The sequence below is a fragment of the Helicobacter rappini genome (assembly GCF_900198625.1).
In the GTDB taxonomy this organism is placed as follows: Bacteria; Campylobacterota; Campylobacteria; order Campylobacterales; family Helicobacteraceae; genus Helicobacter_A; species Helicobacter_A rappini.
The window spans coordinates 42,121-59,311 of record NZ_FZPK01000018.1 but is presented as its reverse complement, the minus strand read 5'-3'; the positions used below and the strand labels follow the sequence as shown (position 1 = coordinate 59,311).

Below are 17,191 nucleotides of genomic sequence, written 5' to 3'. Positions count from 1 at the left end.
TATATAAAGTGTCTGTCTGGTCGAAGTTCAAATCAATCTCATGTTAAACTGCAAGGATATGGAATTAATGTTACTTTTCAGCCCGATTATTCTCTTTTAGCATGCGTCTAAGACTTACATAAAACTTCATCCATTCATCAAGCTGCATAATAGGATGACCGCCCCATTTGCTTTTGGGTGGTAAGTTTTTGGATACCGCTCCTCTGCCTGCAACTTGCACGAAGTCCCCGATATGCACATGTCCGCCTGTGCCAACTTGCCCGCCTAGCACAACATTTCGTCCTGTTGTAGTAGATCCTGCCAAGCCTACTTGTGCTACAAGCAATGAATGTTCTCCCACAATAGAATTATGTGCGATAACGCAACTATGTCCAACTTTACTACCTTTTTTAACGCGAGTTTCACCAAAAACAGCTCGATCTATTACATTATTTGCACCGATTTCTACATCATCTTCAATAATTGTGCGTCCATTATGCTCGATCTTTGTGTGTTCGCCAAGTGCATTTTGCGCGTATCCAAAGCCATCGCTACCAATGACACTATTAGCATGGATAAGCACTCTATCACCTATCACACTTTCACGATAAATTACAACATTTGGATAAATCTTGCAATTTGCCCCAATACTCACATTATCAGCGATCACAACGCCGGGCATAATCATGGTATTTGCCCCGATAGTTACATTTTTACCTAGCACGACATTTGCTGCGATAGATGCACTTGTGTCGATTTTAGAATCTGCATGCGGTCTTGCTATAAAATCGCCTTTTGCAAAAAGCTGTGAAAGCAGGGCAAATGCTAAATGTGGGTTATCAACGATAAGAGGCTGTATATGGTTTGGCACTTTGTCTTTTATAGATTCTCTAATTAGCACCGCTCCAGCCTTAGAATCTTGTAAGCCCTGAATGTATTGGTCTTGTTGTATATAACTTACTTGATTTTTAGTAGCAGATTCTAATGGGGCTAACCCTTCTAGTATAAAATCATTTGTAATTTCATTTTTCAATACCGCATTGCTACCAAAAGCCTTATTAATTGCTTCACTTAGTGTCATAAGATTCCCTTAATTATGTCTATATTGTCGTGTGGAGATTATGCTTAGTTTTAAATATCTATAAAAGTTTAATAAAGATCACTAAAGCATGGCGTTTAATCCATGCCCTATTTACAAAAGATAGGTTACTTTGTAATGGGTAACTACTTTTAGTTATGTTGCTTAAAGCGGGCAGCTCCAACTTCGATTCTATATCTATTAAACACATCGCCATTAAATAGATTGAGAGTTTGCCCTGCTTGTTCTTTATCTAATTTATAAAATCTATTTGTATCTTGTGTAATTTTATCATAAGCACGACCTAGATTAAAGCCTTTATTTGTGCGATTTGTCAGTGTGATATACACGGTTTTGATATTAGAATCAAGCATAGCAGAATCTCTTAGCGTTACAAAAAGTTTGTTGAGACTTTCTTTTGTGCGTTCATCAATCGCGTCATTGCCCCACACATAGCCCATCGCATTGCCATATATATAACCTACACCAGAGTTATAAAGTGTATGTGCGAGTTGATTATATCTTTTATTTGCATAATCTGAAGCTTCACTAGAATCATCAATCATATCAGCAAAAATATGCTCATAGATTTTCTGTGGTAATTGTGGCTTTGTGATAGCAATATCTACACCATAAAGATTCACATCAATACTGCTTAATATATCTTTAAAACTATCCATCCTTTCAGCTAGTTGCTTTTTATCTTTTGTGTTTGCTACTTCTCTTAACATTTTATCCCAAAACGCTGTGCTTTTTTGCAATAAAGACATAGAATCTACATTAGCAAATAGAGATGAATCAGCTTTTGCTCTCAAGCGAATATTGAGTTTATATGAGTCGCTATCTATCGTGCAAACAAGCTGTTCATTCACTTGCTTTTTATCATTGTGGATTTGAGTGAAATCAGAGCATTGAAAAGACTTTGGCACAAATGGCTTTAAGTCATAATTACTAGGTGCTTCAATCTTTCCGCTTACTCTCTCAATCACGCGTGAATCTTTATAATCAAGCGTGTATCTATAATCACGCAATACAAAGCCATTTGTATTACCAATCTCATAGCGGTCAGTCTTACATATCGCAGTCCTATCGCCACCTTCACACTCAAACTTATTGGCATGATCGAACATGCTTGAGATAGACACTCTCATATAATCATCAGCTTTACCACCAGCATACGCAGACGAAGCTAATAACCCACCCAGTGTAAAAGCACACACCATAGCTTTCATACCGCCATTTACAAGAGTGCGACTATCAGTATTTTTACCTTTTAAACCGCTTTTAAAACCTTTAAACTTCAACATACTTTTCCTTTTTTACAAGATTGTAGAATACTATCTTAAATTGTATAAAAATTCAACTTAATTTATCATAAAAAGCCAAAACTTCATTGCTTTTTCTCTTGTGTTTGCTATTGTGTTAATATTGCATACCATTCTTTTATGCTTTTTTCACTCACTTGTGCGAGTAGCTTTGCTTTTTGTTTTGGTGGTATATCAAGGGCTAAAATATCATCTTTACTTAACCTTAGAATCTTTTCTTTAGAATCTTTTAAAGAGTTTTTAGAATCTTTTTGGATAATTATGCAGTATTCCCCCTTAATATTATTTGGCAATTTAGCAAGTATTTCTTGTGGGCTGCCTATGATTTCTCTCTCATATAACTTTGTGAGTTCTTTATATACAAAAAGTGTAGAATCTGGCATAAATAAGGCTATATCACTTAAAGATTCTCTAAGTCTTTTGGGGCTTTCATAAAGGATTATATGTATTGTATTGTGATATTCAAGTAAGGATTTTAAATGCTTTTGTCGCTCTTGTTGCTTATGGGCTAAAAAGCCACCAAAGTAGAATGCCCCCTCTAATCCACTACACACAAACGCATGACTAAATGCACCCCCGCCAAGCACCACTTCATATTCTATATTATTCTCTCGCACATACCGAAGTAGTAATGCCCCCGGATCGCTAATATTTGGCATACCCGCATCTGTGCAAAAGGCAATATCTTGTGTGAAAAAATCTTTATTAGCATTCCTTAAAAACTCATCTTGATTATGACTATGAAAGCTTATGAAGTGCTTTTCTTGTGGATTTATATTTGGATAATTTTGCTGTATAAAATCATTGCGTAATAATAGAGTGAGTAATTTCTTTGTTACGCGTGTGTCTTCACATAAGATGACTTTGCATTTATTAAAAACCATAAGCGTATGTAATGATATATCAAGTAGATTCCCTATTGGCGTAGGCACAAAAAATAGCATAACGATCCTTTTTAGACACAAATATTTAATTTGCAAACTCTAATTATTATCATTAAACTTTAAGATTTAGCGATTATTTTTGTAGTAATGTAATGTAAGACTTATAGCGGCTTTTTTGCAATGTATTCTATTTCAGAATCTTGTATTTGGTGTTTTTGCAAAATCATACAAGATTCTATAAAGAATGACAACAAAGCTATATCGCCTAAAGTTAAAATAGATGATACGGCACAGAATCTATCCTAAAAATTCACATGCTTGCGCGATACTTGTAAAGTATAAAATTCCCTCTTTCAAGCAATACTCCCTCGCTTCTTTTACATTTTCGCCACCAAGTAAAATTGGCACAACTTTATGCTTGAATGTATATTGCTTTAGAATCTTAACCGTGCCTAGTGCATCAGTCATATCTTGCGGTGTGATAAGCATATAGATTAAATCAAGATTTGGAAAAGTATCTACAATCTTTAAGGCACTCTCATATCTATCAGGCAGGGCATCGCCTATTACATCGATTGGATTATTATGCGACCACATTGGTGGCAGGACAGAATCTAGCTCACTTTTTTGTGCATCATTAAGCTCATATAATTCCTTTTTTCTTGCAGCTATTGCATCTGTTAAAACGGTTCCCGGACCTCCTGCATTTGTGATTACTGCAATATTTTTCACATCTTTAAATAATGGTGCAAAAAGTAGTGAATCTAGAGTATTGACAACTTTTACACCCAAGCTTTGCATGATTCCATTAAACATAGCATAATTGCCACTAAGATTGCCTGTGTGTGAAAATGCGGCTTTTTTTGCGGCTTCAGACTTTGCGGCTTTGAAAAGATATATCGGCTTATTGCAATTTCTAATGCTCTCACACAAGGATTTACCGCGTGCCACACCCTCTAAATACAATGCAATGCTTTCACAACTTTTCGCATTATTTAGCATAGGAATGATTTCAGCACTTCTTAAATCCACCGCATTCCCAACACTAATCAAATGTGAGAATCCAAGTCCAAGCTCTGCTGCCCTATCCATGAGACTTGCTAAAACCGCACCACTCTGTGATACAAACGCATGACTTCCATCATGCACCATGCCTGTTCCAAAGGTGATATTTAGCTTCTCTTCATTCGCATAGAATCCAAGACAATTTGGACCAATGACATTGAAGTTATGCGTTGCTGCTAGTCTACCAATCTCTTCTTCTTCTGCATCATGTCCGCTTTCTTTGAATCCTGCGGTAATAATAATGAGATTTTTTAGCCCTTTTTTGACTAACTCATGGATTGTAGGGATAACAAATTTCGCACCAATCACAATCACAGCAGTATCAATATCGCCCTCAATCTCACTCACACTTTTATATAATTTCTTACCAAAAAGCTCCCCACCTTTTGCATTGACATAAAGTAACTCACCTTTAAAGCTTTGTGCGTTTTTAGCTATCGTGTAGCCCGTTTTGCCCTTTTCCGTGCTTGCCCCAACAATCACTACTCGCTCATTCTTTAAGAAGTCTGGTCTCTTTTTTTCTCTTTGTATTTCGCTATATTCTAGTTTGCCTTTTAAGATTCTAGCATCGACTGCAACTAAGCCATCTTTTGTAAGCTTTAAGGGATTTATATCAAGCTCTTTTATCTCATTTTCTTGCAACATTTTTTGCACACTCTTAACAAGATTAATCACCCATTCAATCTTATAGTCAAAGCCTCTAAAACCATCAAAAAGCTTTGCTATTTTTGTCGTAGCTAAAGCCCTTTTAATCTCATCTTCTCTCGCATTAGATTCTATATAGCACACATCTTTATAAAGCTCAAGATAGATCCCACCCTTGCCAAATAAGATAACATTCCCAAAGGTAGAATCTTCCACACTTCCAATATAAAGCTCCTCGCCAAATACCATTTGCGTGATGATAAAGCCATCATTACTATCAAGCTCAATATTGTGCTTTTTAAGATTTGCAATGATTTGTTCCCTTGCTTTCTCTAGCTCATCGTTACTTGTAAGGTTGAGTATCACACCACCTACATCGCTTTTATGCACTACCTTTGGCGATTGTATCTTTATAACAGCTGGGAAAGCATCAAATGTGATTTTTTCACTCAAACCCACGCTTTTACATGCTGGTGTTTTTATCCCATATTTACCTAAAAAGCTATAAAGCTCACTTTCGCTTAATGTATGATTTTGCATATCTGCTCCTTTTGTAGAATAAAGCTAATTGTAATGCAGAATAAACATAAAGCAGCAGTGTTATATGATATTCTTATGTAATTTATGATTTTGTTTTTCTTTTTTACTCAATTTGTTATACAGAGCTTGTAAATATGAATGTGATATATCAAAAATTATTTTTCGCCAATATTTTGCATTTTCTCTATTTGTGTTTGTAATGATTGCACTTTGCGTTCATTTCCTGCCACACCACCTGCAATAGTGAAGAGTATGCTAAGATTTAGCGCAACAAAGAAAAAGCAGAGTATGCCAACGCCTATGCTAAGTTTCAATGCATTTTTTGTAGTCTTTTTCTGTGCGTCTAGCTCATTTTGCAAACTCTTTACTTGCTCTAGCAATGCCTTTATATCAGAATCCATATCTATCCTTTTTGTAAATATCCCAAAAACCATCTACATAAATGCACCAAAATAATGCAAATCGTGCCAACAAAAGTGATAGCTGCACCGGGCATAATATTATAAGCATAAGCAAGAAATAAGCCAATAACCATAAACAATAACGCAAAGATTCCAGCAAAAAGCATTTGAGTTTTGAGCGTTTTTGCAAAAATATTTCCCATATACGCAGGGATAGAAAGCATGGCTAATACAAGGATTAAACCCGATATTTGCATACTAAGAATGATCCCAATGGCAATAAATACAAAAATGCTTTGTGTAAAGATATTTGTATGAAGCCCACGCAACTGACAAAACACAGAATCATAACTCACGCTTAGAATCTCTTTATAATACATACCAACAAAAAGCAGCAAAATCACATCAAACACGCCCATAAGCAACAAAGATTCTATATCCACACTAATAAGTGAGCCAAAGAGATAAGATTCCATATCGGCATTTGCGTTTGGACTAAGATTCATAAACACCACGCCCACAGACATGCCAAGCGCCCACAATATCGCATTAAAAGTATCAATATGTGTATCCCATTTCTTCTGCACAAACGCAAGGCTAAATGCCACAATAATCGCACTGATACTTGCCCCAAGCAACACAGAAAAACCGCAAAATAACGCAATGCCAATCCCACCATACGCACAATGAGCGACACCGCCACCAACAAATACAATGCGATTTGACACAAGCAAAGAGCCAATTATCCCAGCAATTACGCTAATAAGCACAATAGCAAGTAAGGCGTTTTGCAAAAAGCTATATTGCATAATGGCTTGCAGAAAAGATTCTAAAGTTGTTAGCATAATGTCCTATATTTTGTAAGATGTGCGTATTATAATCTTTTAAAGCGAATTTTTATCCGCAAAGATTTATTTTAGAATCTAGAGGCTACAATGACTTATACACTTACCCCCCCCCCCCCCACAGAAGACTTCTTAAGCAAATGTTTAAAGTCCAAGCATGAAAGGATAAAACTCATCAACACACTTTTAAAAACATAACTGCATTATTTTGAACCAAACAAGTAAATGCTTTTTTATATGCCATAAAACTCGCTATTGATGGGCTAAATCCTGGATTATGCGTAAGTCAAACATGCAATTTTTAAAAAACACTCAACAAAAAAATAAAAAATGCCGATTTAGTTTGCAACAAGACAAGAAAGACCTAAAGACATCTAACATTTAAGGAGCATAAGATGGCTTTTCAAGTAAATACTAACATAAACGCGTTAAACGCACATGTTAATACAGTTGTTACCCAAAGAGGTTTGAAAGATTCTTTGGAAAAGTTAAGTTCAGGTTTGAGAATCAACAAGGCAGCAGATGATGCTTCTGGTATGATTATCGCAGATAGTTTGCGAAGTCAAGCAAGTGCATTGGGACAAGCGATTAGCAACACAAATGATGCTATGGGGATTATCCAAATTGCTGATAAAGCGATGGACGAGCAGCTTAAAATTCTTGACACTGTGAAAGTGAAAGCTACACAAGCAGCACAAGATGGACAAACTACTGAATCAAGAAGAGCAATTCAATCAGATATTACAAGACTTATTCAAGGTCTTGATATGATTGGAAATACTACTTCTTTCAATGGTCAGAAGTTGCTATCTGGTGCTTTTACAAACAAAGAGTTTCAGGTTGGTGCTTATTCAAATGAATCTATTAAGGCTTCAATTGGTGCAACAACAAGTGATAAAATCGGGCAAGTAAGAGTTGCGACAGGTGGGTTAATCACAGCAGCAAACACAGTTAAGCTTACATTTAAAAATGTAGATGGTGTGAATGATGTGTCATTACAATCTGTTAAAATCTCTACAAGCGTTGGCACAGGTATTGGCGTGTTAGCTGAAGTTATCAATAAAAACTCTGATAAAACAGGTATTAGAGCGGTAGCAAATGTTATCTCAACTTCTGATGCTATGGTAAAATCAGGAACAATGTCAAAGGTTATCATTAATGGTATCACAATTGGTGATATTAATGACATTAAAGCTGGTGACTCTGATGGTCGTTTGGTGCAAGCATTCAACGCGGTAACAAACCAAACAGGTGTTGAAGCCTACACAGATGAGAGAGGGCGACTAAACTTGCGAAGTGTTGATGGTCGTGGTATTAAAATCTCTATGGGTGCGAATGAAAAAGGGCAAGATGGTAAAGTCCCACCACTTTCAGTTACTTCTATGAATGGCGGTCAAAAGCTTGAAGGTAAGGGTTCTGAAAACTATGGACGATTGTCTTTGACACGACTTGATGCAAGGGATATTGTGGTAATGTCTGCTGCTGATGCAAAAGGACTTTATAAGGCGATTGGCTTTGATAACCAACAAGTTGCTAAAACGGTTGTGAATTTGCGTGATACTATGGGTGAGTTTAACAAAGATGTTAAATCAGCAGCTGGTGCAAACTTTAACTCTGTTGTTGCGAGTGGTGGTGCAGCCCTTGGTGCTGGTGTTATGACTTTAAGAGGTGCGATGGTTGTTATGGATATTGCTGAATCTGCGACTAAGATTCTAGATAGAATCCGTGCAGATTTAGGTTCTGTTCAAGGGCAAATGATTTCAACCGTGAATAACATTTCTGTAACACAAGTAAATGTTAAAGCGGCTGAAAGTCAAATTAGAGAAGTGGATTTCGCTCAAGAATCTGCAAACTTTAATAAGCTTAATATCTTAGCTCAATCTGGTAGCTATGCGATGAGTCAAGCAAACGCTGTGCAACAACATGTTATCCGCTTACTTCAATAGTAGCTATTAGGGCTTGGCTTAAGCCTGCTTAACTTTTACTTTGTCTCCTTATAAGTTACCCTTTTTAAAAGGGTAATGCTATACCCACAAATATGGAAACGAAGTAACATTTTTATCCCGCTAAAAACCATCATTTACTCAAAAAATACTACAAGCTATACAACATAAGATTGTTAAAAACACCTAAAATACGAATGCTTATGCTATGCGATTTGGGAAAAATGAATTTTCTAAAAAAATAGGTCTAAACACTTTGATATAAATAAATTATGCTATAATATTAGGCTAAAAGTTTATGGGATTTTAGAATCATAAGGAACTTATCATGATGAATGAACTACTAAGCAAGACTATCGAAAACTTGCCGCCATTGCCAGAAACCGTGGTGAAATTGCGTAACTATATCGACAAGTCTGGCTCTGATGTGCGTGTGCAAGAAGTGGTTAATATCATTTCACAAGACCCTTTTTTGACTGCTGATTTATTGCGTTTGGCAAACTCCCCTTATTATGGATTCTCACGCGAAATCTCTACAATCAATCAAGTAGTTGCACTTTTAGGTGTAACAAATATAAAAAATATTGCTATTGCTAATTCATTAAAAGGTAAGCTAACGATTAATGTCGCCCCTTATGGTTTGGATACACAGACATTTTTACGCAATTCTAGCGAAGAGGCAAATTTTGTTACCGAATGGCTAGGCGATGAAGATAAGAAGTTAGCACAAGAGCTTGTCCCCTGCGTTATGCTTTTGCGTCTTGGCATGATTCTATTTTCAAGTATGCTTATACAACAAAAAAAGGATAAAGAGTTTTTAGAACTCATCAAACAAAATAATTATCAAAATATTTCATTTGTAGAAAATGAATTTTTTGGCACAGATCATTTATCATTTTCGGGTTTTCTTTTCAATCATTGGAAATTTGATGAAGATTTGATTGAAAGTCTTGCCTATATTACCGCACCACATGCAGCTTCCGATCATGTGAAGAAAAACTCTTATGCACTTGCTATTGCAAACAGAATCTTTGAGCCATATCAAGGTGGTAGCCCATATAATGTGCATGAAGCAGTCGCTTTAATACAAGAGGCAGCATCACAAGGTATTAAATTTGACCTTGATAATTTTAAAAGTAAACTACCACATGAAGCAAAAATCAATTTAAGTGTCGCCGTGTATTAATCCCCACTTTTTAGCGGTTTTACCGCATAAGATTCTATATTCCTAACCAGATTTGGGTGGGTTGCGGGGTTTAGGGTGCAATTTATAGAGTCTAGATTCTAATATTTGTCATGTTGAGCGTAGCGAAACATCTAAAGACTTGGAAATGATAAAAGAGTCTAAACAAGATTCTAATATAGAATCTAGAAAAGATATTTCGTGTTTGCGTACTCAATATGACAAGAGTCTAGATCCATAACAAATTGTCATACTGAGGCGTTAGCCGAAGTATCTAATATAGAATCTAATTCTATTCCTATTTACAAGGTTTATTATGCAAGATTTTATTAATCCTTATAGAGATACAAAACATATACAAGCATTAAGCAGTAAAATTAATAAGATTTCACAAAACCTGCAAGAAAAGCTTTATATAATGGAAGTTTGTGGCGGACATACACATACACTTATGAAATATGGCTTAAAAAGCCTTTTAGATTCTACAAACATTTCTTTCATACATGGGCCGGGCTGCCCTGTGTGTATCATGCCAAAATCACGCATTTCACAAGCCTACACACTCGCCATGATGCCTGATGTCATCTTACTCACACTTGGTGATATGATTAAAGTGCCGGGGGCTTCTGGCTCTTTAGCTGATGCGCGTGCAAGGGGTGCTGATGTAAGGTTTGTATATTCCCCATTTGATTGCCTAGCAATTGCAAAAGAGAATCCAAGCAAAAAAATCGTGTATTTTGCCATAGGTTTTGAAACGACAACGCCAATGACTGCAGCGTTACTTAATCGTGCTATCAACATGGGATTAGAGAATCTCTTCTTGCATATTAACCATGTTTTAGTGCCTCCACCCGTGCGTGCTATCCTTGATGATAAAAGAGCAAAGGTAAATGCCCTTATCGCCCCATCTCATGTGAGTGTTATAAGCGGTTCTAAAATCTATGTGCCACTCGCAAATGATTATAAGATTCCAATCGTTGTAAGCGGTTTTGAGCCAGTGGATATGCTTGAGAGTATTTTGCATATTGTAGAGCAAAAACTCGCAGGAAAGCATGAAGTCTTTATGCAATATTCTCGTGCTGTAAGCATGGAGGGAAATCTTAAGGCACAAGAGATGACAAATGCTTATTTTGAAGTCGCCCCAAGCTTTGTATGGAGGGGGCTAGGGGCTATCCCCAACTCAAGTTTAAGGTTAAAAAAGGAATATCAAAAGTTTGACGCAGAGATTCATTTTAATCTCGAAGAGGTAGAGGTTAAAGAGTCAAAGCATTGCCTTTGCGGTGAGATTCTAAAAGGACTTGCTATGCCAAAAGATTGCAAAGTTTTTGGTAAATCTTGCACGCCAACAAAGCCTATGGGAAGCTGCATGGTAAGCAGTGAGGGTGCTTGTGCGGCGTATTATAAATATGGTGTGTTGCAGTGATTCTAATGTATTAGAATCTTTGTATATTAAAGGTCTTTATTGAATAGATTCTTATACGATAGAATCTATTTAGATAGCAAAGCTTATATAATAAAATCCTTGATTAGAATCTTTACGCTAAAAACTTTATAATAGGAATCGTTATAATCAAGTTTTATAGAATCTTTGCGAATAGATTCAAGCAATATGGCAATACATAATGATTTCAAAATAGAAAACTTGTATCAAATCACATAACACAATACAACAACTTTGTAATAGCATTTAAATACGACCAAATCTATTATATGGAAAGAATAATATCACGGCAAATATTGCCGCGATATGCAAGAAGGAAGGGAAGAAGAGAGACTTATGCTGTGAAATTTAAGTCTTTTAGTTGAATTAATGTGTTATTTCAACATATATCTGTCCATCATCTGTATGCCTTGCTGTGTAATGTATCGTATCTTCTTCGCTTCGACCTGTTGCTGTATGTGTTACTTTTGCCATAACCTGACATGTAACTTGTTTTTTTGCTTCATTCGTCTCATTTGTTGCAAAGCCATCAAAACTCACTTTAACACTGTCTCCAAATTGTTGTTTAAAAATCTTTTCCAAAACTCTCGTAGTATCATCACCTTTACAAGTCGGCATACCACTGCCACAACCAACGATAAAAAATCCTGCTACACATAAACTCGCAATTTTATACAATTTCATACTATATCCTTTCAAACTAAAAAATTAAAATTAAACAAAAAACCTAACAAAAGCTACACGCCAAGCTGCATAAGCATCATATTGAGCTTATTGAGATTATCTACTTTAATGCCTTTTGGCACAAGAAATAAATCGACAAGCCACCAAATACCAAATCCGCAAAAAGTGCATATCTTTGCTATACCCAAACCTATGTCACCTTTATAGAATCTATCTACACTTATGAGACCTAGTATTAGCCCTGTAGTCGGATTTTTTAATTGAATTGTTGTAAGCATACTTAACTTGTCTTCAGGCAATTTCTTTAGCCTTTCTTGCACACCAACAAGTGTGCCTTCAGGCAAGAGATTAGCCCATGTAGCAGTAAGTGCCATAAGCTGACCTTGATCCATTGTTTCTCCTTACTTAAACTAAATTGAAAGTTGATTTTACAAAAAAAAAAAAACGAGTCAAGCATTATTAAACATTTATTTACAATTATTATAAAACATAATAAAAATATGAAAAATTTTATGAAATAGAGTTGCTAAGAATGCAAAAATATGAAGTAAATATGCTGTGTAGAAATTCTCAAGCAATGGAGTGTAAAGCTTGATACCAAATAGACAACATAAAATCTTAAAAATACAGATTCTACTTTGTGTTGCAATGTAGCTAGAAATGAAACATCTTTTCTAGAATCTATATAGATATATCTGTTGCATTTTACATGTTGCCCATAGAATCTTAGTCTATCATGATTAAAAGTAAATTCACAGAAAGTATAATAAATATAATCCTTGAATGCTAATGATTCTCAAAATCCCAAATACCACAACCTACAAGATTCAGCATGCAGATACAATATAGCTTTATGTTTGTAATTCTGCTTTAAATAAGACATGCGAGATTCTCAAATTTCACAGAATCTTGAATTAATCGCATCTTTGAGAACTAATGATTAAATAACCATTCGTATAGCGTCAGAGAAGCCTTCAGCGTCATTTGCTAATACATAATATTCTACGCCGATTGCTCTGCCTTCCTCCATTACATCATATTCAAGTGGTGTGGGTGTAACTACGATAAACACAGGGTTCTTCGCATTTGGCGTTGCTTTATATTCTCGTATGAAATCAAAGGCTAGTAATCCCATGTTTTTATAATCAAGCACAACTATATCTTGTGGTTTTGCCCCTAGCTTTGCAAGTGCATCAAAAGGATTATGCTCAACTGTTACCTTAAGTCCAGAATCTACGCGTTCAATAAGCTGTTGGGATTTAAATGACTTTGTGTCGTTTTCTTGTATCACCATGACATTTTGCATGCTAAGCTTTTCTAAGTCTTTAAGTAAGCCAAAAAGCTCTTTTGTCTTTGCAGATACGACCTTATTTTTATCAAGCCCTTTGAGAAAATAGCGTAAGTAAGTCTTTGAGTTATATCCACCATGAATGTCTGCATCGCGGAAAAATTTCTTTACATACTGATTTGTCTTTGCACGCGCCCACATCGCCTTATCTAGCTCATAGCCTTTTGTATTAAGTAGCTTTATAAAACGCCCCTTTATTTCAGCGGTCATGGGTGCAAATACATCGGCAAAGGTTTGAAAATGCTTTTCTTTAAAGACTTGCAATCTCGCACTCTCTCTTGCGATAATATCTTTTTGTTTGGCGATATAATCTATCAAATCTACAAATCTTCTGCGTAAAACTTTCACTTCTTTTTCAAACTCTAAGTATTCCTTGCTTTTTTTATCAGGCATAAGCCTTAAAGTCCGCTCTTCTTCTTCAAGTCTTCTGCCAAGTGGTTCAGATTCTGCCTTTGCACCTGCCATGCCTATTTTCACATCTTCGATATATTGCTCTAAATGAGTGTAAGAGACTTGTCGCACCAAAAAGATTCTCTCAAAAGCATAGGGCAGTGGATATTGCGTCTTTTTATTATACTCTTCAAAGTCTCTATATAGTGATGCAACTTCGTGCTTAACCGCTTTTAACTCTTTGTTTTCAAGCATAGAATCTAAATCACACAAATCATTATAGGCGGTAAATAAAAAGCGTTTCATACGCATAAAGTCAAGCTCTTTATTGCCCTCAATAAAATCATGATGATGACTTAAGATATTCTTTTCTCTTGCAAAATATTCGTTAATGCAATCTTCTGGAGATTTCGTAACAGGTATTGCCTCTTCATCTTCTAATGAAATCTTTAACTGCATTTTTACGACAACGCGATTTTCTACCACAAACTCAACCTCAATGTTTGTTGCTAACTCTTCTTCTTCGCCCTGCCACACATCAAAGGTAAATGGATAAACGCGTTTATTGAGTGTTTGCTCTACTTTACCCTCTTTATTTGCAGGATCTAAACTTATAATTTGCCCTTCTAGCATTATTGCTCCTTAAGTTATGACAAAACATAAAACTTTATATTATATCTAAAAACATGTATTTTCAAACACAATAATCTAAAATTCTACTCATTACGCAAGACTTGCAATACATCTATTTTGCTTGCTTTTTTAGCAGGATAATATGACGATAAGCACACAATAACACATGCTCCAATGATAGTCCATAATAAATCACTCCAAAGTAACTCAATAGGCAGTTTTGATACACCATACACATCAGCAGGGATTGAGATAATATCAAAAGTTTTTAGAATCCACATGACAATAAATGCCCCAATTACGCCAAATACAATGCCACTCCCGCCAATCACCGCACCTAAGCGGAAAAATATCTGCTTTACATGCTTCTTACTTGCCCCAAGACTAATCAGCAGGGCAATCTCTTTTCGCCTATTCATCACAACCATAAGCAATGAGCTAATAATATTTAAACTCGCCATAAGAATAATTAGCATAAGCACTAAAAACAAAGCCTTTTTCTCCAACTCCATAGCCGCAAAGAAATTGCCATTTTGCTCCCACCAGCCTTGTGCTTCTGCATGCACGATATTACCACTCTCTTTCATATAAGATTCTATAGCAAGGCGGATAGATTCTATATCTTTCATAGGCTCATTAGAAAAGATATGAAATCCCTCATAAGCCCCATTTCCCACACCACGCAATGCTTGTAATGCCTCAAAAGTCGTATAAACGATAGAGTTATCATAGTTTCGCAGACCACTTGTAAAAGTGCCATCAATGCCAAATTTTTTCATCTTTGGGGTAAGGGCTATGCCTGTTGGGGCAAGCTCTGTAAATATGAGTGTAACTTTTTCATCTTTATTTAGCCCAAGTGAGTAGTAAAATGTCTCACCCATAATGAGATTAAAGGTATTGCTAAACTCTTTTGTGCGACTTTCATATAAGACCTTATTGACATTTTTCTCTCTCTCTAGATCGATTGCATACACGACGAGTGGATAGATTTCTGCATTCATGCGGATTACTGCTTGTGTTTGCATATATGGGCTAAATTTTAATTTTGGAAACTTTTCTTCTAGATACTCTAAAAGCTCTTTTGATAGCCCTCTATTAGAAGTTGCAAAAATAGTAATTGGATAATTCATTATAAAAAGCTTGTGTTCAAACTCTTTTATCATGCCATTCATAATACTCATCGTTACCAAAAGCACCATAACGCCCACACCCACACCAAGAAAAGCTAAAATCGCAGTGATTGATATAAAAGGCTGCGTTTTATCAAACTTAAGATAATGTCGCAATATAAATGTTATAAGGCGTGTATTTTGCATAGAATCCCTTTTTGTGAAGCCATAAAATTTTAAGTATTATAACAAAATCATTTTAGGTTTCTAAATAACTGAGTGTGAGTGCGGGGGTTTTAACGATAAGACATAAATAAAAATAACTGGATAGAATCTTGCGGAAATGAAAGGTTAATACTCTGTGTCATCTGTAAAAAATGATATAATTTCGGTTTTGAATAATATTTAAATTTGTATTTGGGGTATTACATTGACAAAAAAGATTCTAGGTAAATACGAGATTATAGAAACACTAGATAAAGACAAATATAAAGCACAATATGTGGATAAAGAGTTTGAGATCACGCAAATAAAACGAGATGAAAATAATGAGAGCTTTTCTTTTATAGCAAGTAGGCTTAATCATCTTAGCCATAAGAATCTCTCAACCATTCAAGTAGAAGAAGATGCTAGGCATTTTTATCTTATAAAAGAACGCTTTGATTTAGAGAATCTTAGTGATACTTTTATGGTTGATTATGATGAAGAAGATTATAAACATCTCTTTGAGTGCTATCTGCAGCTGTGCGGAGCTTTGCAATACATTGATACACAAGGCTTATATCACGGCAATATCAATCCTAGTAATATCTTAATTGATACAAGCAATGAAGAAAACTATCAAGTCTTTTTGCTTGATTTTGGTAAGAGTTATTATTACAAAGATTTTACACAAAAGGTGGGTGGGCTTAGATTCTACGCGCCAGAGCAGATGGGGTTTATAGATTCTACTCCAAGTATAAAAAGTGATATTTATGCCTTTGGGCTTTGTATGCTAAAGCTTTTGCTTGATAGCTTTGAAGATTGTGATAATCTAAATTCCTATAGCTCACCAAAAGATTTAGAAAAGACATTGCAAGAAGTGCTAGAAGACTATGAGCTTACAGATATTGAAAATGAGATATTGCTACTTGTGAAAAAGTGCTGTTGTGTTGAGCCAGAAGATAGAATTTCTCTAAGTGATTCACGCAAAGAAAGTGATTTACACAGAGAGATTCTAAGACTCTATGATAAAGCAGTGCCAAAGAATACCTATGAATTGCGATGCAGAAGAGACAAAACACTTGAGATGTATGCGGAAAATAATAATTTAGATGTTGATGAGCCAGATTCTATAATGAAACATACCAAGAGAGAATTACAGGCTACACCGCATATATACGACAATTTGAAGAAAAAAATAAAAAAAGCGGCGAGCTAGAATCTAAACTAGAAATCGCTATCAATGATTTGGTGTTTATCTGCTCTGCAGTAAAAAATACGGATAGCTACCTATGGGTGTGGCAGGTGCGTGAAAATGAACCGACATGGATAGAGAAAATCGCTACTGAGGGCTTAGAACTGCGACATAATTTTGTCTTTACAACAAAGGGATGGGAAGCAAAAGACAAAGATACTTCAAGCGTTATAAAACTTAAAAACGAGCTAGACTATCGCTTTTAAACTTAATAAACTAGAGATAGAGCAAAAAAGAATTGA

General features: G+C 35.6%; 15 protein-coding genes. 5 read left to right on the top strand and 10 right to left on the bottom strand.

The window, feature by feature from the left end:
* Nucleotides 1-70: 70 nt before the first annotated feature.
* The 6 genes from lpxD to C6H17_RS04830 form a co-directional block, all read right to left on the bottom strand.
* Entirely contained in the window at nt 71-1,060 is a 990-nt protein-coding gene (gene lpxD, locus C6H17_RS04855; RefSeq protein ID WP_005216976.1) for a UDP-3-O-(3-hydroxymyristoyl)glucosamine N-acyltransferase, read from the bottom strand.
* Between the two features lie 149 nt (nt 1,061-1,209).
* On the bottom strand, nt 1,210-2,364 hold the full coding sequence (locus C6H17_RS04850; protein ID WP_005216977.1) for a hypothetical protein: 1,155 nt from the start codon (nt 2,362-2,364) through the stop codon (nt 1,210-1,212).
* Between the two features lie 107 nt (nt 2,365-2,471).
* Nucleotides 2,472-3,326 carry a 16S rRNA (cytidine(1402)-2'-O)-methyltransferase gene (gene rsmI, locus C6H17_RS04845; RefSeq protein WP_020995480.1) on the bottom strand — a complete coding sequence of 285 codons (855 nt, stop codon included), beginning with the start codon at nt 3,324-3,326 and terminating at the stop codon, nt 2,472-2,474.
* Nucleotides 3,327-3,563: 237 nt separating this feature from the next.
* Nucleotides 3,564-5,516, bottom strand: a complete 1,953-nt coding sequence (locus C6H17_RS04840) for an acetate--CoA ligase family protein (protein WP_005216980.1) — start codon at nt 5,514-5,516, stop codon at nt 3,564-3,566.
* Nucleotides 5,517-5,671: 155 nt separating this feature from the next.
* Nucleotides 5,672-5,917, bottom strand: a complete 246-nt coding sequence (locus tag C6H17_RS04835) for a hypothetical protein (RefSeq protein WP_004088451.1) — start codon at nt 5,915-5,917, stop codon at nt 5,672-5,674.
* 2 nt (nt 5,918-5,919) lie between these two features.
* The gene (locus C6H17_RS04830; protein WP_020995481.1) at nt 5,920-6,762 is read right to left on the bottom strand and encodes a metal ABC transporter permease; all 843 of its coding nucleotides are present in this window, start codon (nt 6,760-6,762) and stop codon (nt 5,920-5,922) included.
* A gap of 395 nt (nt 6,763-7,157) precedes the next feature.
* Between C6H17_RS04830 and C6H17_RS04825 the strand changes: the two genes are divergently transcribed.
* From C6H17_RS04825 to hypD, 3 genes are all read left to right on the top strand, one after another.
* A complete protein-coding gene (locus C6H17_RS04825; protein ID WP_004088448.1) occupies nt 7,158-8,708 on the top strand; it encodes a flagellin A in 1,551 nt (516 codons plus the stop codon).
* 325 nt (nt 8,709-9,033) lie between these two features.
* Nucleotides 9,034-9,891: an HDOD domain-containing protein gene (locus C6H17_RS04820; protein WP_004088446.1), complete on the top strand. Its 858-nt coding sequence runs from the start codon at nt 9,034-9,036 to the stop codon at nt 9,889-9,891.
* 313 nt (nt 9,892-10,204) lie between these two features.
* Nucleotides 10,205-11,311 carry a hydrogenase formation protein HypD gene (hypD, locus tag C6H17_RS04810; RefSeq protein WP_005216986.1) on the top strand — a complete coding sequence of 369 codons (1,107 nt, stop codon included), beginning with the start codon at nt 10,205-10,207 and terminating at the stop codon, nt 11,309-11,311.
* 384 nt (nt 11,312-11,695) lie between these two features.
* On the opposite strand, the gene C6H17_RS04805 is transcribed toward hypD, so the two are convergent.
* From C6H17_RS04805 to C6H17_RS04790, 4 genes are all read right to left on the bottom strand, one after another.
* Nucleotides 11,696-12,013: a hypothetical protein gene (locus tag C6H17_RS04805; RefSeq protein ID WP_005216987.1), complete on the bottom strand. Its 318-nt coding sequence runs from the start codon at nt 12,011-12,013 to the stop codon at nt 11,696-11,698.
* A 53-nt stretch (nt 12,014-12,066) separates the two neighbouring features.
* Complete coding sequence (locus C6H17_RS04800) at nt 12,067-12,405, bottom strand: TM2 domain-containing protein (protein WP_005216988.1); 339 nt, start codon at nt 12,403-12,405, stop codon at nt 12,067-12,069.
* A 548-nt stretch (nt 12,406-12,953) separates the two neighbouring features.
* On the bottom strand, nt 12,954-14,384 hold the full coding sequence (locus C6H17_RS04795; RefSeq protein ID WP_005216989.1) for a hypothetical protein: 1,431 nt from the start codon (nt 14,382-14,384) through the stop codon (nt 12,954-12,956).
* 83 nt (nt 14,385-14,467) lie between these two features.
* Nucleotides 14,468-15,700, bottom strand: coding sequence for an ABC transporter permease (locus tag C6H17_RS04790; RefSeq protein WP_005216990.1), 1,233 nt, complete (start codon nt 15,698-15,700; stop codon nt 14,468-14,470).
* Nucleotides 15,701-15,923: 223 nt separating this feature from the next.
* Between C6H17_RS04790 and C6H17_RS04785 the strand changes: the two genes are divergently transcribed.
* The gene (locus tag C6H17_RS04785; RefSeq protein WP_020995482.1) at nt 15,924-16,913 is read left to right on the top strand and encodes a protein kinase domain-containing protein; all 990 of its coding nucleotides are present in this window, start codon (nt 15,924-15,926) and stop codon (nt 16,911-16,913) included.
* A 32-nt stretch (nt 16,914-16,945) separates the two neighbouring features.
* Nucleotides 16,946-17,155, top strand: a complete 210-nt coding sequence (locus C6H17_RS04780) for a hypothetical protein (RefSeq protein WP_104731363.1) — start codon at nt 16,946-16,948, stop codon at nt 17,153-17,155.
* The last annotated feature ends 36 nt before the right edge of the window (nt 17,156-17,191 follow it).